Genomic DNA, 23,871 nt, shown 5'->3' with positions numbered 1-23,871 from the left:
CCGCGACCGGCGCGGTCCTCGCGGAGCCCGTCCCGGCTCCGGCTTCGGGAGACCCGCCGATGTCGTCGAACGCGCCCGATCCCACCTCCGGACCCCCATCGTCCGCCGCACCGGATCCGGCGCTGCGGCGCGCCGAGGCCGCCCGCGATGCCGTCGCGGAGGCCGTCGCGGGCACCCTCGACCGCCTCGCCACGATGGAGCGGACGGCCGGCGCCGAGGTCGAGGCGGACCTCCGGGCCGCCGGCCGGCTGATGGCCCGTCACACCCACCGGCAGCTCGCCGCCAACCTCACCCTGGTCCAGGGCCTGATGGCGGCGCGCAGCCTGCCCGCGATGCTGCAGCTCCAGCAGGATTTCCTGCGCCGGCAAATGGACTGGGCGCTGCGCGACTGGGACCTGGCCCGAGCCCAGGCCCTCGACCTCCTCGCCGAAGGGCGCCGGGCGGCCGGGGGCGAGCCCGACCCGGCCCCGCCGTCGGCGGTCGAGCCGAAGGCCGGTCCACCGGAGACCGGTCCGCCGAAGACGCCGGAGACGCCGCCCCCCGATCCTCACCCGGCCTGATCCGTCCCGCGCGGCAGGCCCGACATCCCCTCCGGCCGCCACCGACCCCGCCCCCGGCGGGGCCGACGGCGCCTGTCACCCGCAACCCCCAGGACCAGACATGAGCAAAGACACCGACCTGCGCGCGCCGGGCGCCGCCGCGAACGCCGATGCCGGCACCGAGGCCGCCCTGACCCGGGCCGCCCTCGACTATCACCGCTTCCCGACCCCGGGAAAAATCGCGGTCCAGCCCACCAAGGACATGAGCACCCAGCGCGACCTCGCGCTCGCCTATTCCCCCGGGGTTGCCGCCGCCTGCATGGCGATCGCGCACGCGCCCGACGAGGCCTACAGCCTGACCGCCCGGGGCAACCTCGTGGCGGTCATCACCAACGGCACGGCGGTGCTCGGCCTCGGCCATATCGGCGCGCTTGCCGGCAAGCCCGTGATGGAGGGCAAGGGCTGCCTGTTCAAGAAGTTCGCCGGCATCGACGTGTTCGACATCGAGGTCGACGAGACCGATCCGGAGAAGTTCATCGAGACCGTCGCCCGCCTCGAGCCGACCTTCGGCGGCATCAACCTCGAGGACATCAAGGCTCCCGAGTGCTTCGTCATCGAGACGAAGCTGCGCGAGCGCATGAAGATCCCGGTCTTCCACGACGACCAGCACGGCACCGCCATCGTGGCCGCCGCCGCCCTGATCAACGCCCTCGCGGTGGTGGGCAAGCCGATCGAATCCGCCACCCTGGTCTGCTCGGGCGCGGGCGCCGCCGCCATCGCCTGCCTCAACATCCTGGTGGGCCTCGGCCTGCGCAAGGAGAACATCGTCGTCTGTGATTCCCGCGGCGTGGTCTCCACCGACCGGATGGCCTCCCTCGACGCGCAGAAGCGCGCCTATGCCCGGGACACCACGGCCCGGACGCTGGGCGACGTCGTGGCCGGGGCCGACATCTTCCTCGGCGTCTCCCAGGGCGGCGTGCTCAAGCCCGAGATGGTGGCGAGCATGGCCGACAAGCCGATCATCCTGGCGCTGGCCAACCCCGACCCGGAGATCCTGCCGGCCCTGGCCAAGCAGGTGCGGCCCGACTGCCTCATCGCCACCGGGCGCTCGGACTACCCGAACCAGGTCAACAACGTCCTGTGCTTCCCCTTCATCTTCCGGGGCGCCCTCGACGTCGGCGCCACCGAGATCAACGAGGCCATGAAGCTTGCCGCCGTGCGCGCCCTCGCCGACCTCGTCCATGCCGAGCCGTCGGACGTGGTGGCCGCCGCCTACGGGGCCCACGACCTGCGCTTCGGGCCCGACTACCTCATTCCGCGCCCCTTCGACCCGCGCCTGATCACCACCGTCGCCCCGGCGGTGGCCCAGGCCGCCATCGACAGCGGCGTCGCCACCCGGCCCTTCAAGGACGTCGAGACCTACCGCCGCTCCCTGGAGCGCCTGGTCTACACCTCCGGCACGGTGATGCAGCCGGTCTTCGCCGCCGCCTCCGAGGCCGGCGCCCATTCGGAGGCCGGCCCCCAGCGGATCGCCTATGCCGAGGGTGAGGAGGACCGCGTGCTCCGCGCCGCCCAGGTGGTGGTGGACGAGCGCCTCGCCACCCCGGTCCTCCTCGGCCGGGCCGAGACCATCGCCGAGCGGATCGCCGGCCTCGGCCTGCGCCTGCGCATCGGCACCGACGTGCACGTGGTCGAGACCGCGCCGGGGGCCGACACCACCGTGCGGGCCGCCGCGCTGCTCGCGGCCGGCGAGGTCGACGGCATGCTCTGCGGCACCACCGGCACCTACCCGGCCCATCTCGCCGCCGTGACGGGGACCATCGGCCTGAAGCCCGGCGCGCAGGGGCTCGCCGCCATGGGCCTGCTGCAGCTGCCCCGGCACACGCTGTTCATCTGCGATCCCTACATCCACCGCGACCCCAGCGCCGCCGAGATCGCCGACATGACGGTGCAGGCCGCCGCCGCGATGCGCCGCTTCGGCCAGACCCCGCACGTCGCCCTGGTCTCGTCCGCGAATTTCGGCAGCGTCGACGATCCGGTCTCGCGCAAGATGCGGGAAGCCCTGGCGCTCATCCGGGAACGGGCACCGGAACTCGAGATCGACGGCGAGATGTCCGCCGACACGGCGCTCAGCCGGACGATCCTCGGGCGCCTGCGGCCGGACTCGGCCCTCACCGCCGAGGCCAACCTCCTCGTCATGCCGACCCTGGAGGCGGCCAACATCACCTTCAACGCCCTGAAGGTGGTGGCCGGCCAGAGCGTCTCCGTCGGCCCGATCCTGCTCGGCGCGGCCCGGCCGGTGCACATCCTGACCCCCACCGCCACCGTCCGCGGCATCGTCAACATGACGGCCCTGACGGCGGCCTCCGCTGCCGAGGTGGCCTGACGGGCAGGGGAGGCCTGACGGGAAGGGGAGGGGGCCGGCCTCTCCCCTCTGCCCTCGTCGCACGGAGGCCGGCAGTCCTGACCGCGCCGTCATTCCGGGGTGCCGCTCCGCGGCCCCGGAATGGCGGCGCAAGGCCCGAGGGCCCGCAGGGATCACCGCCTGAAACCCTCGTAAAAAGCCGGCTACACGTTTTGTAAGCCGGCAATTATTCTGCGAGGTACCCGGTCAAAGTCCCGGCGAGATGATCGAACAGCGCCCGGATGCGGCGGGTGGTGCGCAGGTCCTCGTGCATGACGAGCCAGATCCCGATCTCGGCCAACACGAGGTCGGGCAGGACCGGTACGAGCTCCGGGTCGCGGTGGGCGACGCCCGCCTGGCAATAGCCGATGCCGAAGCCGGCGCGCAGGGCCGCCAGCAGCCCGAGGTCGTCGTCGCAGGCGAAGGCGAAGGTCAGGTCGTGACCGAGCGTCGGGCGCACCCGCGCCGCATGGACGGCCCGGCCGATCAGGCTGTGGCGCCCGAGCTCCGCGGCCGTCGCGGGCAGGCCCCGTCGCGCGGCGTAGGACCGGTGGGCGTAGAACCGCACCGGCGCGGTCCCGATGCGCCGGGCCACCAGGGCCTCCTGGGTCGGGGCCACGTTGCGCACGGCGAGGTCCGCGTCCCGGCGCAGCAGGTCCTCGGTGCGGTCGCTGAGGGAGAGTTCGAGGTCGACCCCCGGATGGGCCTCGTGGAACCGGGCCAGCATCGGCGGCAGCACCCCGCCCCCCAGGAAGGTGCTGGCGGTGAGGCGGATGCGGCCCCGCATCGCGTCGGTGTCGCCGGAGGCCCGGCGCAGGAGGGCCGCCGCCGCCGCGGCCATGGCCTCCGCCTGGGGCACCAGATCGAGGGCCCGGTCGGTAGGCCGCAGGCCGTCGCGGCCGCGGATGAACAGGGTCGCGCCGAGGCCCTGCTCCAGGGCGGCGATCTGGCGGCCGAGGGTGGGCTGGGTCAGCCGGAGGTCGCGTGCCGCGCCGGACAGGCTGCCCGCGCGCATCACCCCCAGAAACGCCCGCCACAGGTGCCAATCCGGCTCAGCCATACGAAACCGTATGGCAGGTCGCCGCCTTTCGGCAATATGCGTTGAGCCGCTCCCCCTGCATCCTCGGCGGCGTTTCAGGATCGGAGGATGCGATGACGGACAGGCTGGCCCTGGTCACCGGGGCGACGGGCGGAATCGGCGGGGCGGTGGCGGAGGCGCTGCTGCGGCACGGCTGGCGGGTGCGCGGTCTGGCGCGCGACCCCGGCCGGGCCCGGCGGACCGGACCCGCGGGCGTCGACTGGGTCGCGGGCGACGCCCTGCGCGCGGCCGACATGGTGGCAGCGGCCCGGAGCGCCGGCATCCTGTTCCACGGGGTGAACCCGCCCGGCTACCGCGACTGGCGCGGCCTGGCGCTGCCCATGCTGGGCCACGCCATCACGGCGGCGCAGGCGGCGGGGGCCCGCCTCGTCATGCCGGGCAACCTCTACGTCTACGCCCCCGAGGCCGGGCCGCGCCTCGGCGAGGACGCGCCGCGCCGTCCGCGGACCCGCAAGGGCGCGGTCCGGGTCGAGATGGAGGCGATGCTGGCGGCGGCCGAAGGGCTCGATCACCTGATCCTCTGCGCCGGCGACTTCTTCGGCCCGCACGCGCCGAGCTCCTGGGTCACCACCGTGCTGATGCATGAGGGCCGGCCCCTGCGGCGGGTGGCGACCCCCGAGAGTCCGGGTGCGGGGCATGCCTGGGCCTACCTGCCCGACCTCGCCGAGACCTTCGCGCGCCTCCTCGACGACGCGGCCACCCTGCCGCGCCAGCTGCGCCTGAACTTCCGGGGGCATCACCTGCAGGGGCGGGCCATGGCGGAGGCGGTGGCCGAGGCGGCGGCGCAGGCCGATCCCGGGGGCCGCCGGCCGCCGGTCCGGCCCTTCGCCTGGACGCCGGTCTATCTCGGGGCGCCCTTCGTCACCGTCCTGCGCGAGCTGATCGAGATGCGCTATCTCTGGTCGACCACCCTGGAGCTCGACAATGCGCGCCTCGTCGCCCGCCTCGGCGCGGAGCCGCACACGCCCCTCGCGGCGGCGGTGGCGACGAGCCTCGCCGCCCTGCGGGCCCGCCGCGCCGCCTGAGGCCGCTCAGCCGATCCGCATCCGGGTGCCCGGGCCGACCCGGCGCAGCAGGCGGACGAGGTCGGCCCGGCGCAGGGCGACGCAGCCCTCGGTCGGCAGGAAGCCGGCCCGCGCCACGTGCAGGAAGATGGCCGAGCCGCGGCCCGGCCGGATCGGCCCGCGATTGTGGTCGAGGTCGACCACGAGGTCGTAGAGCCCGTCGTCGCGCCACATCCGCTCGTGCCCGACCCCCGGGGCGGGCAGGCGGATCGGCCGGTTGTAGCGCCGGTCCCGGGCGTCGTCGCACCAGCCGTCGCCGGGGGCGCTCGGGCGCAAGGGCAGGGGGCTCGCCGGCCGGCTCGCGAAATGGTCCGGCCGGTAGACCCCGCCGCGCAGGCGGACCGTGCCCCGGGGCGAGGCGCCGTCGCCCTCGCGCTTGACCTGCCGGATCCCGCTCCGCCCGAGGGCGCAGGGGATGACGGCGGCCCCCGCGAGGAGCTGGCCCCGGCTCCGGTCCGTCACCAGGGCGCGGACGCGCAGGCGGGGGAGGGTGGTGGGCGTCCGGGGGGGCTGCCGCGCCGGGGTCGGGATCCGCTTCATGGGGCGCTTATCGCGTGGGCCGGCCCGGCTGCCAAATCCGGCCCCGCGCGGAAACCGCGATCGACCTCCTTAAAACCGCGATCGGGCCCCTCGGCCGAAGCATGTCCCTGAAACTTTTCGTGGGCCTGCACCGTTTGCGGGGTGTTAGGCTGCGCACAACCGTATTGTGCGCAGTCCGGATTGTTGGTTTAATGCACCCGATGTGATTGACATACAGCAAGACGACGGCCGCGTGTCGTCATCCTGCTTCGGGGTCGCGGTGCAACCGTCGATCTTCACGACTCACCGCCCGTCCGCGGACCTGAACACCGCTGGCGGATCCTGCAAACTGCCTGAAAGTCCTTCGGTCGATGCCGAATACCCATCGCCTGCTGATCTGCGACGACGACGCCTCGCTCCGCGAGACGCTGATGGAGCAGCTCGATCTCTACGACGAATTCACCGTGCTGACCGCCCTGGACGGCCAGAGCGCCGTCACGCGCGTCACGGAGGATCGGATCGACCTGGCGGTGATGGATGTCGGCCTGCCCGACATGGACGGGCGCGAGGCCGTGCGGGCCATGCGCCGCGGCGGCTATCGCGGCCCCGTCATCATGCTGACGGCGCAGGATTCCGAGGACGACACCGTCGAGGGCCTGGAGGCGGGCGCCAACGACTACGTCACCAAGCCCTTCAAGTTCGCCGTCCTGCTGGCGCGCATCCGCGCCCACCTGCGCAGCCACGAGGCCAGCGAGGACGCGGTGTTCCAGATCGGTCCCTACACCTTCCGGCCCGGCGCCAAGCTGCTGGTCGGCGAGCGCGGCTCGAAGCTGAAGCTCACCGAGAAGGAGACCGCGATCCTGCGCTTCCTCTACCGGGCGGGGCGCGAGGTGGTCGGCCGCGACACGCTGCTGGCCGAGGTCTGGGGCTACAACGCCCAGGTCACCACCCACACCCTCGAGACGCACATCTACCGCCTGCGCCAGAAGATCGAGCCGAACCCGGCCCTGGCGGCGATCCTCGTCACCGAGGGCGGCGGCTACAAGCTGCTGCCGTAGGCGGGGCGATCCGCCCCTAGAACGAATCCGGCACGGTGTCGGCGAACGGAAGCGTGAAGACCCGCTCCCCCGCCTCGTCCGTCACCTCGACGGTGCAGGCGAACCAGTCCCGGATCAGGCTCATGCGGTGCCGGGCGATCAGGTCCTGCGCCAGGGTCCGGGCATGCCGGCGCGCCGCCGCGACGTCGGGCAGCTCGTCGCCCTCCTCGTCCACGGCTAGGTCGAGGGGGCCGGTGTCGCAGCGGATGCTGAAGAAGTAGCGCGGCATCCGGCGGTCGCCTCCCTAGGAAGGCCCGATCAGGCGGGCATATTCCGCCTCCGCCGAGCCGTAGCTCCCGTTCGCCATCTCCCGCAGGCGCGCCCGGTCTCGGATCGTCACGCGGCCGCGCTGGGCCCGGATGAGCCCGTTGCCCTCCAGGGTCTGGACCGCGATGGTCGCACTGGCGCGCTGGCCCCCGAGCATCAGCGCCACGAAGTCGTGGGTGAGGCGGATCTCGTCGCCCTCGGCCCGGTCGTGGCACATCAGCAGCCAGCGGGCGAGGCGCACGTCGATGGTGTAGGTCGCGTTGCTGTAGGCGGTCGAGGCCACCTGCAGGCCGTGGACGTGGACGTAGCGCAGCAGGAAGCGCCGCAGGGTCTCGCTGCGGCCGACGGCCTCGGTCAAGGCGGAGGCCGGAAGGCTCAGCATCGTGCCGGCCTGCTGGACCAGGGTCTGGTGCGGCGTGCGGTCGGCATCGAGCAGGACCGGCGCGGCCCCGATCAGGCCTTCCCGGCCGATCAGCCCGATCTCGACCCCGCCGGTCCCGCCCTCGCCGCCATTGGCCACGACCGATCCGTAGCCGCTCTCGGGAAAGTAGAGGGTCTCGACGGTCTCGCCCGGCGCGATCAGGACCTGGAGGAGTTCGACCTCGACCCGCCGGAGGTCGGGCGCGAGGCGGTCGAAATCCTCGGGGGGAAGCCGCCGGAGCAGCCCGTTGGCGGAGGCGGATGGCTGGAGCCGTGTCATGGTCCCTGTCCGACAGGCAAGGGCACCCAGCACAATTCGGGTATCATCACCGAGAAGAAACGTCGAAGGTGCCGACACTCTAGCATCGTTCCCGAGGCGAGATAGTCGTCGCCCGCCTTTGTCGGGTGGCAGACGTTACGGGCGCCCCGGTGCTGGCGCGCGCGCCGCCGTCGCCGACACCGCCTCTGCTCCATCCTCCGCGCCATCCTCCGCGCGGTCGATCCGGCCGGGTGCTCCGCTCTCCCCCGTCCGGCGCCGGAGGCGCGCCGCCGCCGTTTCGCGTCCGCGCCGGTTCGGCTAAGCTCCCCCGGCAGCGCGGCAAGGAACGGACGCTAGGTGGGGCTCGACGACGACATCGCGATACTGAGCGCCGCGCCGCTGTTCGGCTTCCTGGGCCGGGACGCCCTGCGCCTGCTCTCCTTCGCCGCCGAGCGCCGCAGCCTCGCGGCGGGCGAGCGCCTGTTCGCGCAGGGCGAGCGCGGCGACGGCGGCTTCGTGGTGATGTCGGGCACCCTGACGCTGACCCCGCGGGGCGGCCGCGCCGCCCCCGTCACGGTCGGGCGCTCCGGCCTGATCGGCCGCCTCGCCCTGTTCCAGCGCGGCGAGCGCCCCTGCGACGCCGATGCGACCAGCCCCGCCGAGGTGGTCCGCATCACCCCGACCCTGATGCGCCGGGTGCTGGAGGAGTTTCCCGACGCCGCCCGGGCGATTCACGGCGAACTCAGCACGGACCTCGCCACCTTCGCGGGCGACCTCGCCAGCCTCGGCGACCGGTTCGACCGCATCGCGCCGTAACCGCCCGCCTCCGCCGGCGTCGGGGCTTCGCCCCGCGGCGCTGACGGTCCCCGCGATCTCACCCCACCGCCACCGGCCGGGCGGCCGCCGCAGGTCCGGACGACCCGGTGCCTTCGGTCGCCGAGGCCCCCTTCGCGCGGCCCGACCGGGCGCGCGGCGTCGCGATCGAGGCACGCCGCCGGAGCGCCGAGGGCGCGCGCCGTTAAGGAGCCCGACATTCCGTCAGGCTATAGCCCTGGTCGAGACGGGACAAACACACTAAGTTCGACTCGACCCCAGGCTCCTGATCCGCTCAGAGGGATGGGATGGGCCTGCTGTGTCATCGGTGATCATTGATCAGTTTGAGGAGATACTGTCATGAGCGTCGTAAAAATGGCCTTGGCCGGTTTTCTCGTCAGTAGTTCGGCGTGGCTCGCAGTGCCGGCGCAGGCGCATGAGAGCCTGCGCTCGTACATCGTCGCCCAAAACGCCGCCCATGACGCGAATGTTCGTGCGATTCAGTCTCGGAGAGACTTGCACGCCGCGAACGTTGCTGTGCTCCAGGGCGATTATGGTGCGGCCCGGGTGTACGGGCATGCCGCCGCCGTCCGGCAGGCGCAATCCGACGGAGACGCCCGGTTCGCGTATCACGCCGGCCAGGCCGCCCGCATCGAGCGCTATTACGGCGACTGAACGACGATCGCGCCCGGCTCGGTCGCCCCCGGCCCCATCGGGGCGGCCTGAGCCGGGGCCTCGTCCCGAACCCTGGCGTCCCGAACCGCCGCGTTCGCGCCCGCCGGCGGACGCGGCAGCGGGACGGTCTCGGACCCGCATCCGCTCGATCCCGCCCGGAGCCGGCCTTTGCCGGCACTTGGCCAGCACCCGGCCGGCCTTTGTGGTCGTCGACCCCCTCCGCGGAAACCCTTTGTGATGGAATCGGGTGCAAGCTCGGTCGGAGGTGATATCCGGCGCACGTGGCATCCCGGCCTTCGGCCCGGGATCGCACGCCCGGGCCCCGTGTGCCCGCGGGCCCGGGTCGGCGCCCTGCGGAGGGACATGGGATGGCGGAGCGCCAGGAGGATCAACCGATGAGCCGGAGGACGCAGGCGGCGACCGTCGCCTTCTTCGGGCTGGCCGTCCTGGGTGCCGGATTCCTGATCTACGAGCAGTCGACCCGCCTGCTGGTCTGCTACGAGACCAACGCCACCCTGCCCGACGAGGCCTACGTCGACATCATGATCCGCGACATCGTCAAGAACGGCGATCACGGCGGACGGGCCTATGCCAACCGGCTCGACTATCTCGGGGACAAGACCGAGTGCTGCACCATCGAGCGGGTGCCCAGCCCCATTGCCGAGGGGCGGCCGGGCCGGCGCGAGGTCTCGGTCTCGGCCAAGTACTTCAACACCGCCATGAAGGACTACTTCTTCATCGAGCGGCGCTACGACGCCTGCGGCCATGCCAGCGCCAAGCCCATGACTGCGGGCTGACGACCGCGGGCTGATGTCGGCGGGCGAATTTTTCCGGGTTCAGGTCTGCGGGGGAACGTCTTCGGGTGAACGTCTTCGGGCCGACGCCGGCCGGCCGGCTGAGCCGGGCCGGTCGAGTCCGGCCGGGCCAGGGCGGCCGCCGGCATACCGCGCGAGGCCGCGCGACGCTGCGGCCGCGAAGGTGACAGGCCGGACGGGCTTTTGTAAGCACGGGGCCCGTCCCGATCCGTTGCCGGAACCTGCCCCATGTCGCACCCCGCGTCCCCCACCGACCTCGCCGCCACCATCGAGACCGCCTGGGAGGAGCGCGCCGGCATCGACACCGGCACCAAGGGCGCCGTGCGCGAGGCCGTCGACGCGGCCCTCGACCTCCTGGATTCCGGCAAGGCCCGGGTCGCCGAGAAGGTCGGCGACGACTGGCAGGTCAACCAGTGGCTCAAGAAGGCGGTGCTGCTGTCCTTCCGCCTCAACGACATGGAGATCATCCATGGCGGCCCCGACGGCGCGACCTGGTGGGACAAGGTGCCCTCGAAGTTCGAGGGCTGGAAGAAGAAGCATTTTCGCGAGGCCGGCTTCCGCGCCGTGCCCGGCTGCGTCGTGCGCCGCGGCTCCTACATCGCCCCCGGCGCCGTGCTGATGCCGAGCTTCATCAACCTCGGCGCCCATGTGGGCGAGGGCACCATGGTCGACACCTGGGTGACCATCGGCTCCTGCGCCCAGGTGGGGAAGAACTGCCACATCTCCGGCGGCGCCGGCATCGCGGGCGTGCTCGAGCCGCTGCAGGCCAACCCGGTCATCATCGAGGACAACTGCTTCATCGGCGCCCGCGCCGAGGTGGCCGAGGGTGTGATCGTCGGCGAGGGCAGCGTGCTCTCCATGGGCGTCTACATCGGCGCCTCGACCAAGATCATCGACCGGACCACCGGAGAGGTCATGTACGGCCGCGTGCCGCCCTACTCGGTGGTGGTCTCCGGCACCACGCCGGGCAAGGACCTGCCCGACGGCAGCCCCGGCCCGGGCCTCTACTGCGCCGTGATCGTCAAGCGCGTCGATGCCGGCACCCGCTCCAAGACCGCCATCAACGAGCTCCTGCGCACCTGATCCGGGCGGCGCCGGGTCGCTGGACCGAAATCCGAGCGAAGCCCCTCCTGGGGCGGCGCTCGGTCGCGTGCCGGTGCGGCCGGCCATGCCCCATCTGGGGCCGGTGAGATCGTTCCGGATGCGAGGGAGAGGCGTACGATGATCGACCCGGCCCATTCCGCCCGCAGCTTCGCGCTGACCTTCGCCGGGCGTCGCGTGCCGACGCCCTACGACGTCGTCGGCAGCGGCCCCGACGCCCTGCTGCTGCCTGCCCTGTCCTCGATCTCCGCCCGGGTCGAGATGCGGCCCCTGGCCAAGGACCTCGGCCACGCCTATCGCTGCCTCGTGCCGGACTGGCCGGGCTTCGGCGACCATGTCCGCGCCCGGGTGCCCATGACCCCGGAGACGATGCACGCCTACCTCGACGCCCTGCTGGCGGCGGCCCCCGGGCCCTACGCCCTCGGGGTCGGGGCCGGCCACGCCGCCGGCTACCTCATGGCCGCGGCCCGGCGCCACCCCGGGCTGTTCGCGCGCCTCGTCCTGATTGCCCCGACCTGGCGGGGGCCCCTGCCCACCGCCCTGGGACCGGAGCGCCGGGGCCTGTTCGCCGGCCTGCGCCGGGCCGTGGAGCTGCCGCTCCTGGGCGACGCCCTCTACCGCATCAACATCAGCCGCCCCGTCATCGGCCGGATGATGCGGGCCCACGTCTATGCCGACCCCGACCACGTCACGCCCGGAGTCATCGCCGACAAGCACGCCATCACCCGTCAGAACGGCGGCCGCTTCGGCACCGCCGCCTTCGTCACCGGCGGCCTCGACCCGTTCGCGAATCGCCGGGACTTCCTCGACCTGTTCGAGGCCCCCGACCTGCCGCCGATCCTGGTCCTGCGGCCGGAGCGGGCCCCGCGCCGCTCCGGCGCCGAGATGGACGCGCTGATCGCCACCGGCCGGGTCGCCCGGGCCTCGGTGCCGGGCGCACTCAGCCCGCACGAGGAATATCCGGGCGAGGTGGCGGACGCGATCCGCGCCGGCTGAGCGGCGCGGGGCGAAACCCCCGCGACCTCGACACGACCCCGCCGGTATACCAGCGCGTCCCGCGCCTCACATCTGCTGGGTCTGCGCGCCGCTGTCGGGCCGCGCCGGACCGAGATTCGGCTCTTCGCCCATCGGCTCGTTCTGGACCACGGTGAACACGCCCTTGCCGTCGAGGGACGGCCCGCTGGTCCAGCGCCCCGCCGGCGGCGGCGAGCCGTCCCGGGTGGTGGCGAAGAAGTTGTAATTGAACTTCTCGTGTTCCTTGCTCTGCGGGAAGCTGTTCGGGATCGGCAGGTTGCCTTCGTGGCCACCCATCTCCTCGATCACCGCGAGCCACTGCTGCTGGTGCATGGTGTCGCGCGCGATGAGGAAGTGCAGCATATCCTTCATGCCGGCATCATGGGCGGCATTGAACAGGCGAACCGCCAGGACACGGCCGGTCGTCTCGGCGGCGACGTTGCAATACATGTCCGCCGCGAGGTTTCCACTGGCGTAGACATGGCTCATGTCGAAGGGCACGCCGTCGCAATTGGCCGGATAGGCCGCCATGCCGGTGGAGAGGACGTGCCGGTGCAGCATGCCCTCGATGGTGTGGCGCGGGTTGCCGCCGCCCATCACGGCGCCCACGACCCCATCGGCCGCCCCCGCCTCCTGCAGCGTCGCCGGCGCGGTCTCGAGGTTCAGCGCCACCGCGGTGGCCAGCATCTCGATGTGGCCGATCTCCTCCGTCGCGGTGTTGAGCAGCATGTCGCGGTACTTGGTCGTCGGCCCGCGCGCGCCCCAGCCCTGGAAGAAGTACTGCATGCAGACGCGGATCTCGCCCTCGATGCCGCCGATCGCCTGCTGCAGCATGCGTGCGAAGATCGGATCCGGCTTGTCGACCTTCACCGGGTATTGGAGGCGCTTATCATAGTATAACATGCAGAAATCTCGCCATGCTCGAACAAAAACAGCCCGCTCGTCACGATAACGGCGGTGCGATGGACGTGCATACGGAGACGTTGGTCTCCGGATATCCCGAGAACCGTGAGAGTCACTGGGTGTTCAATTTTTTAGAGGATGCAATTTCTTTCAGCTGAGGGCGCATCTAGCCTCGAGCACCGGCATCTTTCCACAGAACTCGCGGCCCGAGCGGGGGTTGATCCAGGCGGACCGGCACGGGGCCTGTCGTGGACACTCAAGGGTCCTGTCGTGGACAATCAGGGGAGGGGATCGTGAGCGAGTGGCGTGCGCGCCCCGGTGCGCTGGGGCCGAACTGCCTGCATCTGTGCGTCGACATGCAGCGCATGTTCCTGGAGGAGACCGACTGGCACACGCCCTGGATGGCCCGGGTCCTGCCGCGGGTCGAGCGCCTCGTGGCCGCGCATCCGGAGCGCACCATCCTCACCCGCTTCATCCCCGCCCAGCATCCCGGCGAGGGTCGCGGCACCTGGGCGGGCTACTACCGACGCTGGGCCTCGATGACCCGGGATCAGCTGCCGCCCGGCCTGGTCGACCTCGCCCCCGGCCTCGCCCGCCTCACACCGCCGGCGGAGATCCTGGACAAGACCGTCTATTCCCCCTGGCTCGGCACCGATCTCGATGCCCGCCTCCAGGCCCGCGGCGTCGACACCCTGGTGATGACCGGCGGCGAGACCGAGGTCTGCGTGCTCGCGAGCGTGCTGGGAGCCGTCGACCTCGGCTACCGGGTCTTCGTCGTCACCGACGCCCTGTGCAGCTCCTGCGACGAGGCGCACGATGCCCTGCTGACGATGTACCATCGCCGCTACGGCCAGCAGGTCCACCCCGTGACCACCGAGGAGGTCCTGCTCGCCTGGACGTGAGGCGGTCAGCCATGTCTGAGCAGGCGTCCGCCGGCCAAGCCGTTGGCCCCGATCACGAGGCCGACCACGAGCGCGTGCAGGGCGAGGTCCGTCGCGGTGGCGTCGTGCGGATGGAACGGCACCAGGAGCGCCGCCGAGGCCGCCGCCGCCGAGAGCCCCGCCAGGGCAGCGGTCAGATTGGGGCGCAGCGGACAGGCCCGGCGCAGCATCCAGACGAGAGCCAGCGACAACGGAAGCGAGAAGGTGAGGAGGAACGCGACGCATCCGCCGGTCTGGTGCATGTCGGCGGGATCGGCACCAGGCACCGCCCAATCGCGCAGGCAGCCGACGCCGCTGGCTCCGATCCAGAGGGCGGCCGGCGCCAGGGGCAGCAGGGCCCAGGTGGAGGCGCGTCCCGGTACGCTGGTCTGGAACGCGGCGACCGCCGCCGCGACGGCGGTCAGCACCGCCCCGAGCGCGGCGTAGCGCAGATCCGCCACGGCCATGCGGGTGCGCAGGGCCTCGAGATCGGCGAAGGGCATCAGGGCGAGGCCCAGCCCTGCGGCGGCCGCGCACCAGGCGAGGGCCCGGAAGGCCGGCCCGGGCAGCCGCCGGACGGGCCGCAGACCGCCGGCGAGGCTGTCCACCAGACGCTCATGCGCGGAGGTTCGGGCCGTGTCAGACATCGTGGGTTCCTCGCTCACCCGCCCGGGGCCCGGCCTCGTCCCGGTCCGCGGAGCCCGATCCCAGCGTCCGTCGCAGGGCTTTCAGTGCCCGGTGCAGGTTGACCTTCAGGGCACCCTTTGTGCGCCCCGTCAGGGCGGCCGTCTCGTCCAGGCTGCGCTCCTGAAGCGCGAGATGCTCGACGGCCTGGCGCTGGCCTTCCGGCAGGGCGGCGACGGCCCGGGCCAGGACCCGCTCCCGGTCGCGCGCCTCGAGGCGGTGGCCCGGCGCCGGCCCCCGATCGACCTCCGCTTCGTAGGCGATGGGATCGTGGACTTCCCGCGGGCGGCGACCGGCCCGGCGCATCCCGTCGATGGCCCGGCGCTGGGTGATGGCGCGCAGCCAGGGCAGGAAGGGCCGGGCCGGATCGTACGTCGCCCGCGCCCGGTGGATCGTCAGCAGCACGTCCTGCACCACGTCGTCCACGGCATCCGCTCGGACCCCCTGCGCCCGCACCATTCCGGCAATCACCGGAAGGCAGTCGCGCAAAAGGCGGCGATAGGCCTCCGCGTCACCTGATTGTGCGGCTGCCATGTCGGATGCGAGCGCCTGATCCTGGCTCATGCGTGCGGTGAATCCGCTGGCCGCCGCGGAGTGCCGGACGACCTTCGCCCAGCCGAAGGCGTCGCGGGTCCGCAGGGTCGGCCGATCGTGTCCAGCCGGGACGGCACAGGCCATCGGGGGTGCTCCATGATCCGAGAGGCCGACATCGGGGTCGGCTCTCCCGCATCAGGCTTGTTCGCTCCCGTCTCCCCGGAGGTTACGGAGCGCATGGGACCGACCTCACGAGCTTCTCCTCTCACGCGGAAAAGCGGATCACGCGACAAGGCTGAAGCGGTCGACGTCGCGCAGGAGATCGAGGAAGGCGCGGGCGCCGTGGTCGAGGGCACGGTCCCCCGCCTCCGCGGTCCCGAGCCGGGCGTCTCCGATGGCGCCGGCCGGGTTGAGGTCTTCCGCTCGCCAGGCGAAGGCAGCGGGACGGCCCGCGCGCAGATGGGTGAAGGTCTGCGCCATGGCCAGCGTACGCGGCGTGAAATTCGCGATCTCGGAACGTCGCACCAGATCTGGCCGCAAGGCCAGCATCAGGGCGGTCTCGACGCCGCCGCCATGGATGCCGTGACGGATCTCCGCCTCGGGGAACAGTCCGTCGGGATAGCCGAACCGACTCCAGGCGGTGGTCACCGCCACCATGGCGTGGCGCCCGCGCAGGTCACCGGCCACGAGGTCGATCAGGCCGCTATTGCCACCATGCGAGGTCACGATGACGAGCTTGCCGCAACCGGCGCGGCGGACGGCATCGCCGATCCCGGTCCAGGCCTCCAGGGCCGTCGCGGTGGTCAGTGACAAGGTCCCGGGGAAACTCGCGTGCTCGTCGGACTTGCCGACGACCTGGATCGGCAGGAGCAGGACGTCGAGATCTGCGGCTGACAACGTCGTGAGGCGCGCCAGATAGCCCTCGGCGATGATCGCGTCAGTGGCCAGCGGCAGGTGCGGGCCGTGCTGCTCGATGGCGGCGACGGGCAGTACCGCGATGGTCCGGCCCATGTCGCGATCCCGGATCTCGTCCGTCGTCAACTCGGCCCAATGGCGTATCGGCATCTCCGCTCTCCTCGGGCGAAGCGATCGGAACGCCGCGCGCAGCCCTGCCTGCCACGGAATCCCTGCCTCCTCCAAGGGGCGCGCCGTACCGGACCGTCGAACGCGAAGAAGGCCGGAGGCATGAACACCCCGGCCCTCTCTCAAAGGATGGATCGACGATTCAACGGGTGCGTCGCAGGAGCCAACCGGCGCCAAACGCGGCGGCAGCCACGAGGAGGAGCGTGGTACCCTTGTTCTCATCGGCCCGCCGGGCGACGGCGCGACTGCGTCGGACGGCCTCGTCCTGATACAGCCGACCGCGGTCCTGAAGGTCGCCCGCGATCGCCCGGCTCCGGTGACGAGCCTCGTCGATAATATGGGCTCCGTCGCGCTGGATCTCATCGGCGGTGGTGCGGGCCCGTCCATAGGCAGACTGGACGGCTCCGGCTGCCTGATCGTAGGCGCCCTCGGCCTGCGGACGAACCCGTCCAGTCACGGCACCGAGTGCGGAGCGCCCGCGACCCCGGATATTCCGGATTCCACCCTCGATCTGGTCGCGGTTCATCTTGAAAGTCCTTCTCGTCTCGTCCCTTGTCAGAACAGCCGAACGTGCGCGGTCTCTTCGGCCAGGACTGTTTCGATGCTGCGGCGGGTCGGCCCGGCAGCCCGACGCCTCGGCCCATCCGGAGCCGAGGCGCGGGGACGATCCGCTCAGATCTTCTTGACGGCGTCGGCCGCGCTCTGGGCCGCACCCTTGATGCCGTCCTTGGCATCGCCGACGGTCTTCTGGGCTTCGCCCTTCAATTCCTGAGCCTTGCCCTCGGCCTGCAGCTTCTCATTGCCGGTTGCCGAACCAATGCCCTGCTTGATGTTGCCGACGGCCTCGTTGGCGAGACCCTTGATCTTGTCCGTCGTGCTGCTCATCAAACGCTCCATCAAGTTGGTGTCAGGCTGAACGTCCGGTCGCAGAATGCAACCCGGCGTCGTCAGGCAAGCGTAACGGAGCCTACTGCCGTTGGTTCCCTATCCGACAGTTCCCCGCACGCGAGGCCCCCTGTTGGCTATGCCTCCTGACACGGCGCCGCAAACGTCTCTCTTGCACCGCAAGAAGATCGACTGTCCGGATGCCCGGTCGCCCAGCATCTCAAATTTTTTAGCGGCTTAACCCAAAAATTTTGCAGACGAACGGAAGGTTTGCCCGAGGTATAGATCCTTGAATTCAAAATAATTGCCGATAAAACCGAAACTCCCAAACAAGAGTTGAGTCGAGGAAGCCGCCCATGACCGCGCGTACTGCTGCGCCTGTCCCGCCCGGGACGACGTCGATCGCGCCCGCCGACGTCGCTGCAAGCCGCGTGGAGCTTGCGGCGAAGGTGGATGCGCCCCCGCTCGGTCGGTGGGGACAGCTCGTTCTCGGCGTGCTGTGCATGTCGATGATCGCCAACCTGCAATATGGCTGGACCCTGTTCGTCGATCCGATCCAGCAGAAGTTCGGTTGGGAGCGCACCGCGATCCAGTGGGCCTTCACGATCTTCGTGGTGATGGAAACCTGGTTGGTGCCGATCGAGGGCTGGTTCGTCGACAAGTACGGTCCGCGCCTCGTCACCATCTTTGGCGGCGCCCTCTGCGCCCTCGGCTGGGTGTTGAACGCCTATGCCGACACATTGACCTTGCTGTACGTGGCCGCCGCCATCAGCGGCGTCGGCGCCGGCGCGGTCTACGGCACCTGCGTGGGCAATGCCCTGAAGTGGTTTCCAGACAGGCGCGGCTTCGCAGCCGGCCTCACCGCTGCCGGTTTCGGCGCGGGCTCGGCCCTGACCGTGATCCCGATCGCCAACATGATCCGCGACTCGGGCTACCAGCACACCTTCTTCGTGTTCGGCCTCGGCCAGGGCTTGATCGTCATGCTGGCGGCGCTGCTCCTCGTCTCGCCCAGCGCCGCCTTCAAGGATCGGATGCTGGCCGGCCGCACCGCGACTGTGAACACCGTCACCCGGCGCCAGTACTCGACCGCCGAGATGGTCCGGACGCCGGTCTTCTGGCTTCTCTACCTCATGTTCGTGATGATGGCCGCCGGTGGCCTGATGGCGGCCGCCTCCCTCGCTCCCATCGCCAAGGACTTCAAGGTGGCAGGGGTCGAGGTCTCGCTCATCGGCATCACCCTGCCGGCCCTGACTTTCGCACTCACCATCGACCGGGTGCTCAACGGTGTGACGCGACCGTTCTTCGGCTGGGTCTCGGACAAGATCGGGCGCGAGAACACGATGGTCATCGCTTTCATGATCGAGGGTGCCGGCATCCTGGCGCTTGGGATGTTCGCCCATATCCCCATGGCCTTCGTGCTGCTGACCGGCCTCGTCTTCTTCGCCTGGGGGGAGATCTACTCCCTGTTCCCAGCCACCTGCAGCGACACCTACGGCGACAAGAACGCTGCGGCCAATGCCGGTCTCCTCTACACCGCAAAGGGCACCGCTGCCCTGCTCCTGCCCATCCTGCTCATGATCCAGGCCAAGACCGGCAGCTGGCAGAACGTGTTCTACGCCGCCTCCGGCATGGCCTTCCTGGCCGGGTTTCTCGCGCTCTTCGTGCTGAAGCCGATGCGCGCCCGGTTCATCGCCCGGAGCTGACCCGATGGCACGCTGGCTCCGCTACCTCCACGACGGCGCGAGCGGCTTCGGCCGCCTCGACGGCGAGACCATCCACGTTCACACGGGCGATCTGTTCGCCGAACCGACACCCACCGGCGCGACCCTGCTGCTCTCCGAGGTCACCCTCGACCTGCCGTGCAGGCCTTCGAAGTACATCGCACTGTGGAATAACTTCCACGCCTCCGCAGAGAAGCAGGGCCTGACCCGGCCCGACGTGCCGCTGTACTTCGTAAAGCCGGCAAGCTGCTACCTTGCGAGCGGCCAGACGATCACGGCGCCTGAGGGCTCAGGGCGACTGCTGTTCGAGGGCGAACTCGGGATCGTGATCGGAAAGCGCGGTCGAGACCTCACGCCGGAGACGGCGGCCGCGCACATCTTCGGCTACACGTGCGTGAACGACGTCACCGCCCTGGAGGCGCTGAAGGCCGATCCGAGCTTCGTGCACTGGACCCGCTCCAAGGGCTTCGACGGCTTCGGCCCCTTCGGCCCGGTGATAGCCACCGGCATCGATCCCGAGGTGCTCGATGTGGCGGTGCGGGTGAACGGGCGCGAGCGCCAGCGCTATCCTCTCGCCGACATGATGCGCCGGCCCGCCGAACTCGTGGCCGAGCTCTCTCGGGACATGACCCTAGAGCCGGGCGACCTCATTGCCTGCGGCACCTCGGTGGGCAGCGGCCCGATCCCCAAGGGCGCCACGGTGGAGGTCGAGATCGCCGGCATCGGCGTGTTGTCGAACAGCGTTTCATGAGACACCCGACGCCCACGAAGCGGCCGTGATCAGGACAGGTTTTAAGGACACCCATATGAGCATCGCGATCGTCGGCGCCGGCGCCATCGGAGGATTTCTCGGCGTGCGCCTCGCCCATGCGGGCGAGGACGTCACCTTCATCGCGCGCGGCGCCAACCTCGACGCCATCCAGCGGAACGGTATGCGGCTGATCGAGGAGGACGGCTCCGAGATCCACGTGACGAACCTCAAGGCCACCAAGTCGATGGCCGAGGCGGGCCAGCACGACATCGTGCTCCTCACCGTCAAGGCGCATCAGGTCGGGCCGATCGCGGCCGACCTGCACCACCTCATCGGACCCGAGACGATGGTGGTGACGATGCAGAACGGGATCCCGTGGTGGTACTTTCTGCAGGGGCATGGCGGGGACCTGACGGGTACGCACCTGGAGACCGCCGATCCGGGCGGCCTCATCGCCCAGCACCTCGACCCGAAACACGTCATCGGGTCGGTGGTATACCCGGCCGCCGTGCTCACCGAGCCCGGCGTGGTTCAGGTGGTGGAGGGCCACCGCTTCGGCCTCGGGGAACTGGACGGGTCGATGTCCCCGCGGGTGCAGTCCCTGGCCCAGACCCTGATCAGGGCGGGCTTCCGCGCTCCGGTGACCAGCGACATCAGGGCGGAGATCTGGCTCAAGCTGTGGGGCAATCTCAGCTTCAACCCGATTTCGGCGCTGGCCCACGCCACCCTGGTGGACATCTGTCAGTTTCCCGAAACCCGCGCTCTCGCCGCCGACATGATGCGGGAAGCGGAGACGATCGCGAACCGCCTCGGCGTCACCTTCAAGCTCGGCATCGAGCGCCGCATCGCGGGTGCCGAGAAGGTCGGCGCCCACAAGACGTCGATGCTGCAGGACGTGGAGGCCGGGCGGCCGATCGAGCTCGAGGCTCTGGTCGGCTCGATCATCGAACTCGGGCGCCTCACCGACACCCCGACGCCCCATATCGACACCGTCTACGCCCTGATGCGCCTCCTCGCCCAGAGCCTGGAGCGAGCGCAGGGGCGCCTCTCCATTACGCCGGCCTGAACCCCAGACATTCGAGGATGATGACCATGGCCGAGACCGCCGCACCGACGACCGCCGCCACCACTCTCCACGCCCTGATCCGCGCGGGGGCCGAGGAGGCCACCGCCCTGTCGAGCCCCGGTGGTGTGCCACTAACCTTCGGTCAGCTCCGTACGCTCACGGACCGCACGATCGCGGCCCTCAACGCGCAGGGCATTGGTCGGAACGATCGGGTCGGCATCGTCCTCGACAATGGGCCGGAGATGGCGGCCGCCTTCATGGCCATCGGAGCGGGCACGACGGCGGCCCCCCTCAATCCGAGCTACAAGGCAGACGAATTCACGTTCTATCTCTCCGACCTCAACGCCCGCCTGCTGGTCGTCGCTGCAGGCTCCGAGAGCCCGGCCGTGGCCGTGGCCGCGCGCCTCGGGGTGCCGGTGGTGCGTCTGACGCCCACCCCGGCGGAGGGGGCTGGCAGCTTCATTCTATCCTTCGAGGGCTCCGCCGCAGCTCCGGCGGCCCAGGGCGGCCCGGCCCAGCCCGACGATATCGGCCTCGTGCTGCACACCTCGGGCACCACCTCGCGCCCGAAGATCGTGCCCCTGAAGCAGTCGAACGTCTGCGCCTCGGCCCGCAACATCCGGACCACCCTGGCCTTCACGGCCGAGGATCGGGGCCTCAACATCATGCCGCTGTTCCACATCCACGGGCTGATCGCCGGCATCCTGGCGCCGCTCTCGGCCGGCGGCCAAGTCTGCTGCACCCCGGGTTTCAACGCCTTGAAGTTCTTCGGTTGGATGAACGAGATCCGCCCGACCTGGTATACGGCGGTGCCGACGATGCACCAGGCGATCCTGGGCCGCGCCTCCCGCAACCGGGAGATCATCGAGGCCAATCCCCTGCGGTTCATCCGCTCCTCCTCCTCCTCCATGCCGCCGCAGGTCATGAAGGAAATCGAGGAGGTTTTCGGCGCACCTTTGATCGAGGCCTACGGCATGACGGAGGCCTCTCACCAGATGGCCTCGAACCCACTCCCGCCGCGCCCCCACTACGCCGGATCGGTCGGTCTCGCCGCCGGTCCGGAGATCGCCATCGTGGACGAGGATGGCGAGCCCCTGCCCGCCGGCGAGACCGGCGAGATCGTCATCCGCGGCGACAACGTGATGGCGGGCTACGAGAACAACGACAAAGCCAATGCGGAAGCCTTCACCAAGCAGGGCTGGTTCCGCACCGGCGACCAGGGTTCGCTCTCATCCGAGGGCTACCTGACCATCTCGGGGCGTCTCAAGGAGATCATCAACCGAGGCGGTGAGAAGATCTCGCCCCGCGAAGTCGACGAGATCCTCATGGACCACCCGGCTGTCTCGCAGTGCGTCACCTTCGCGATGCCGCATGACAAGCTCGGCGAGGACGTCTGCGCCGCGATCGTGCTGCGCGAGGGACACCACCTCGTCGAGAAGGAATTGCGCGGCTTCGCCTCGGAGCGGCTCGCCGCCTTCAAGGTGCCGGCCAAGATCATGATCCTGGACGAAATCCCGAAGGGCGCCACCGGCAAGCTCCAGCGGATCGGCCTGGCGCAGAAGCTGGGTCTGGTCTGAAGCTGAAACGAACACGCGGCAGGTCTAGGATATCCCGGACCTGCCCGGACGGGTCGTCCAACTCTCGGCGTCGCTCAGGCTGACAGGACCCTGCCGACGCGGCTCTCGATCGCGTCCCAGACCGAGACCGCCAGATCAGGCCCGCCGAGGCGTTTGATTGCCCGGATGCCGGTCGGCGAAGTGACGTTGATCTCGGTGAGATTGCCATCGATGACGTCAATCCCCACCAGGATCAGCCCACGACGCTTCAGCTCCGGGCCTATGGCGGTGCAGATCGCGCGCTCGCGTTCGGTGAGATCCGAAGCCGCCGCCGCTCCACCGCGGACCATGTTCGAGCGGATGTCGTTAAGGGCAGGCACTCGGTTGATCGCGCCCATCGGCTCGCCGTCCACCAGAATGATGCGCTTGTCGCCCTCGGTGATGCGCGGCAGGAAGCGCTGCACGACCCATTGTTCGCGGAACGTCACCGAGAACAGGTCGAACATCGAGCCGAAATTCGCGTCCTCCGGCAGGACTCGAAACACCGCGGCTCCGCCATGCCCGTGCAAGGGCTTCATCACGATGGCGCCATGCTCGGCCCGGAACGCCTCAATTTCCGCCTTGTCGCGGGTGATCAGGGTCGGTGGCATCAGCTCCGGGAAGTCGAGGACGAACAGCTTCTCGGGCGCATTGCGGACCTCGGCCGGGTTGTTCACCACCAGGGTCCGCGGGTGGATCCGCTCCAGCATGTGGGTCGCGGTGATGTAGGCCATGTCGAAGGGCGGGTCCTGGCGCATCAGGACCACGTCAACGCTGGACAGGTCGATGCGCTCGACCGGCCCAAGGGTGGCGTGCGCCCCCTCCACGTCCTGCACCGTGAGGGCCTCGACGCGGGCCGTCACGACCTGCCCCTGCATCGACAGCCGATCGGGGGTGTAGTGAAGCAGCCGGTGTCCCCGCGCCTGGGCCTCGAGCAGGAGCGCGAAGGTGGTGTCTCCGGCGATCCGGATCGCCTGGATCGGATCCATCTGCACCGCGACCGTCAGGGTCATGCTGTCAAACCTCTGTCTGGGGACGGGCCGCGTCGATGCCCGTCCCGACCGCAACGCGGTGTGCCGTGCGGCACCTTACTTCTGCGATTTCCCGCCGGTACGGCGGTCGTAGTCGCCGATGGCGGCCTTGCACTCGGGCGACAGGCGGGCACGGTTGCGATCCATGCAACGTTCCGCATCCTGGCTGTTGGGATCCACGCCGGCACACAGGCGGAAATAATCGTTCGCGCATCCCAGCTGAAGGCCCTGGTCCTCACGCTGGGCCTGGGCCGGGCTGACCGCCACCATCAGGAGGGCGAACGGCGCAATCCGCAGGGCCGTGTTGAGTCCTTTGGTGGAGCTCAAGAGTCGGGAGATAACCACGCGCATCCGGCGGTGTCCTTCAATCGAAAGTGGGGTGTGCGAAAGGGATAATGTGTTGGATGGGAGAGTGCGTTCGCGAAGAGTCAGGTCGTTCGAACGGAAGCGACACGGCATATCGGGCGCGACCGGCCCTTAGCAAGCGCTCCCGCCGCCGCGTGTTCCATGCCTTCGATCCCGCACCCAGCGGGGTTCGAAGCGCCACGATGACGCCGCTCCCGCAAAAAAGCCCCGCTCGCCGGGCGAGCGGGGCCGAGTACAAGGGAGGAA

26 protein-coding genes are annotated in these 23,871 nt (G+C 70.3%); 14 read left to right on the top strand and 12 right to left on the bottom strand.

The genetic code is table 11. The annotated features are described in order from the left end of the window. Window positions 1-59: 59 nt before the first annotated feature. Complete coding sequence (locus tag ASF58_RS01320; protein ID WP_055946440.1) at window positions 60-560, top strand: hypothetical protein; 501 nt, start codon at window positions 60-62, stop codon at window positions 558-560. A gap of 100 nt (window positions 561-660) precedes the next feature. Beyond that, window positions 661-2,925 (top strand): NADP-dependent malic enzyme, encoded by a 2,265-nt coding sequence (locus ASF58_RS01315; protein ID WP_055946438.1) that lies wholly within the window; start codon window positions 661-663, stop codon window positions 2,923-2,925. A gap of 205 nt (window positions 2,926-3,130) precedes the next feature. Here the strand turns inward: ASF58_RS01315 and ASF58_RS01310 are convergent, their stop codons facing one another. Continuing rightward, window positions 3,131-4,003 carry a LysR family transcriptional regulator gene (locus ASF58_RS01310; protein WP_055946435.1) on the bottom strand — a complete coding sequence of 291 codons (873 nt, stop codon included), beginning with the start codon at window positions 4,001-4,003 and terminating at the stop codon, window positions 3,131-3,133. 92 nt (window positions 4,004-4,095) lie between these two features. Between ASF58_RS01310 and ASF58_RS01305 the strand changes: the two genes are divergently transcribed. Next, window positions 4,096-5,067, top strand: coding sequence for an NAD(P)H-binding protein (locus tag ASF58_RS01305; RefSeq protein ID WP_055946432.1), 972 nt, complete (start codon window positions 4,096-4,098; stop codon window positions 5,065-5,067). Between the two features lie 6 nt (window positions 5,068-5,073). On the opposite strand, the gene ASF58_RS01300 is transcribed toward ASF58_RS01305, so the two are convergent. Next, on the bottom strand, window positions 5,074-5,646 hold the full coding sequence (locus tag ASF58_RS01300) for a L,D-transpeptidase family protein (protein WP_055946429.1): 573 nt from the start codon (window positions 5,644-5,646) through the stop codon (window positions 5,074-5,076). A gap of 350 nt (window positions 5,647-5,996) precedes the next feature. On the opposite strand from ASF58_RS01300, the gene ASF58_RS01295 reads away from it, so the two are divergent. Next, on the top strand, window positions 5,997-6,683 hold the full coding sequence (locus tag ASF58_RS01295; RefSeq protein WP_055946426.1) for a response regulator transcription factor: 687 nt from the start codon (window positions 5,997-5,999) through the stop codon (window positions 6,681-6,683). A gap of 16 nt (window positions 6,684-6,699) precedes the next feature. Here ASF58_RS01295 and ASF58_RS01290 read toward each other — a convergent pair whose 3' ends face one another. Beyond that, window positions 6,700-6,951: a hypothetical protein gene (locus ASF58_RS01290; protein WP_055946424.1), complete on the bottom strand. Its 252-nt coding sequence runs from the start codon at window positions 6,949-6,951 to the stop codon at window positions 6,700-6,702. A gap of 15 nt (window positions 6,952-6,966) precedes the next feature. After that, window positions 6,967-7,689, bottom strand: coding sequence for a Crp/Fnr family transcriptional regulator (locus ASF58_RS01285; RefSeq protein WP_055946422.1), 723 nt, complete (start codon window positions 7,687-7,689; stop codon window positions 6,967-6,969). Window positions 7,690-8,025: 336 nt separating this feature from the next. On the opposite strand from ASF58_RS01285, the gene ASF58_RS01280 reads away from it, so the two are divergent. From ASF58_RS01280 to ASF58_RS01260, 5 genes are all read left to right on the top strand, one after another. Then, a complete protein-coding gene (locus ASF58_RS01280) occupies window positions 8,026-8,484 on the top strand; it encodes a Crp/Fnr family transcriptional regulator (RefSeq protein WP_055946419.1) in 459 nt (152 codons plus the stop codon). 357 nt (window positions 8,485-8,841) lie between these two features. After that, window positions 8,842-9,156, top strand: a complete 315-nt coding sequence (locus ASF58_RS01275) for a hypothetical protein (protein ID WP_055946416.1) — start codon at window positions 8,842-8,844, stop codon at window positions 9,154-9,156. 395 nt (window positions 9,157-9,551) lie between these two features. Next, window positions 9,552-9,953: a hypothetical protein gene (locus ASF58_RS01270; protein WP_146056331.1), complete on the top strand. Its 402-nt coding sequence runs from the start codon at window positions 9,552-9,554 to the stop codon at window positions 9,951-9,953. A 246-nt stretch (window positions 9,954-10,199) separates the two neighbouring features. Beyond that, on the top strand, window positions 10,200-11,054 hold the full coding sequence (dapD, locus tag ASF58_RS01265) for a 2,3,4,5-tetrahydropyridine-2,6-dicarboxylate N-succinyltransferase (RefSeq protein ID WP_055946411.1): 855 nt from the start codon (window positions 10,200-10,202) through the stop codon (window positions 11,052-11,054). Between the two features lie 138 nt (window positions 11,055-11,192). Then, the gene (locus tag ASF58_RS01260) at window positions 11,193-12,068 is read left to right on the top strand and encodes an alpha/beta hydrolase (protein ID WP_103709001.1); all 876 of its coding nucleotides are present in this window, start codon (window positions 11,193-11,195) and stop codon (window positions 12,066-12,068) included. A 66-nt stretch (window positions 12,069-12,134) separates the two neighbouring features. On the opposite strand, the gene ASF58_RS01255 is transcribed toward ASF58_RS01260, so the two are convergent. Further along, window positions 12,135-12,989 carry a manganese catalase family protein gene (locus ASF58_RS01255; protein WP_055946408.1) on the bottom strand — a complete coding sequence of 285 codons (855 nt, stop codon included), beginning with the start codon at window positions 12,987-12,989 and terminating at the stop codon, window positions 12,135-12,137. A gap of 323 nt (window positions 12,990-13,312) precedes the next feature. Between ASF58_RS01255 and ASF58_RS01250 the strand changes: the two genes are divergently transcribed. Next, entirely contained in the window at window positions 13,313-13,891 is a 579-nt protein-coding gene (locus ASF58_RS01250; protein ID WP_348271567.1) for an isochorismatase family cysteine hydrolase, read from the top strand. A 5-nt stretch (window positions 13,892-13,896) separates the two neighbouring features. Here ASF58_RS01250 and ASF58_RS01245 read toward each other — a convergent pair whose 3' ends face one another. From ASF58_RS01245 to ASF58_RS01225, 5 genes are all read right to left on the bottom strand, one after another. Next, entirely contained in the window at window positions 13,897-14,556 is a 660-nt protein-coding gene (locus tag ASF58_RS01245; protein WP_055946404.1) for an NrsF family protein, read from the bottom strand. Continuing rightward, window positions 14,549-15,157, bottom strand: a complete 609-nt coding sequence (locus ASF58_RS01240; protein WP_055948545.1) for a sigma-70 family RNA polymerase sigma factor — start codon at window positions 15,155-15,157, stop codon at window positions 14,549-14,551. The genes ASF58_RS01245 and ASF58_RS01240 overlap by 8 nt, the downstream gene beginning before the upstream one ends. Before the next feature lie 252 nt (window positions 15,158-15,409). Beyond that, window positions 15,410-16,192, bottom strand: coding sequence for a creatininase family protein (locus tag ASF58_RS01235; RefSeq protein WP_055946401.1), 783 nt, complete (start codon window positions 16,190-16,192; stop codon window positions 15,410-15,412). A 160-nt stretch (window positions 16,193-16,352) separates the two neighbouring features. After that, complete coding sequence (locus ASF58_RS01230; RefSeq protein ID WP_055946399.1) at window positions 16,353-16,736, bottom strand: CsbD family protein; 384 nt, start codon at window positions 16,734-16,736, stop codon at window positions 16,353-16,355. 146 nt (window positions 16,737-16,882) lie between these two features. Next, entirely contained in the window at window positions 16,883-17,095 is a 213-nt protein-coding gene (locus ASF58_RS01225) for a CsbD family protein (RefSeq protein WP_055946396.1), read from the bottom strand. A gap of 356 nt (window positions 17,096-17,451) precedes the next feature. On the opposite strand from ASF58_RS01225, the gene oxlT reads away from it, so the two are divergent. Genes oxlT through ASF58_RS01205 form a run of 4 tightly spaced genes read left to right on the top strand, consistent with a single transcriptional unit; the run spans window position 17,452 to window position 22,210 of the window. Further along, window positions 17,452-18,798, top strand: a complete 1,347-nt coding sequence (gene oxlT / locus ASF58_RS01220; RefSeq protein ID WP_082512762.1) for an oxalate/formate MFS antiporter — start codon at window positions 17,452-17,454, stop codon at window positions 18,796-18,798. Window positions 18,799-18,802: 4 nt separating this feature from the next. Beyond that, complete coding sequence (locus ASF58_RS01215) at window positions 18,803-19,567, top strand: fumarylacetoacetate hydrolase family protein (protein WP_055946388.1); 765 nt, start codon at window positions 18,803-18,805, stop codon at window positions 19,565-19,567. 55 nt (window positions 19,568-19,622) lie between these two features. Next, on the top strand, window positions 19,623-20,633 hold the full coding sequence (locus ASF58_RS01210; RefSeq protein WP_055946386.1) for a 2-dehydropantoate 2-reductase: 1,011 nt from the start codon (window positions 19,623-19,625) through the stop codon (window positions 20,631-20,633). Window positions 20,634-20,653: 20 nt separating this feature from the next. Continuing rightward, the gene (locus tag ASF58_RS01205) at window positions 20,654-22,210 is read left to right on the top strand and encodes an acyl--CoA ligase (RefSeq protein ID WP_055948543.1); all 1,557 of its coding nucleotides are present in this window, start codon (window positions 20,654-20,656) and stop codon (window positions 22,208-22,210) included. A gap of 74 nt (window positions 22,211-22,284) precedes the next feature. Here the strand turns inward: ASF58_RS01205 and gshB are convergent, their stop codons facing one another. Then, window positions 22,285-23,241 (bottom strand): glutathione synthase, encoded by a 957-nt coding sequence (gshB, locus tag ASF58_RS01200; RefSeq protein WP_055946383.1) that lies wholly within the window; start codon window positions 23,239-23,241, stop codon window positions 22,285-22,287. A gap of 75 nt (window positions 23,242-23,316) precedes the next feature. After that, window positions 23,317-23,529, bottom strand: coding sequence for a hypothetical protein (locus tag ASF58_RS01195; protein ID WP_244477193.1), 213 nt, complete (start codon window positions 23,527-23,529; stop codon window positions 23,317-23,319). Between the last annotated feature and the right edge of the window lie 342 nt (window positions 23,530-23,871).

Origin of the sequence: Methylobacterium sp. Leaf125 (assembly GCF_001423085.1) — a bacterium.
Lineage (GTDB): Bacteria > Pseudomonadota > Alphaproteobacteria > Rhizobiales > Beijerinckiaceae > Methylobacterium.
The sequence above is the reverse complement of the archived record's forward strand: the minus strand, read 5'-3'. Positions and strand labels throughout refer to the sequence as shown.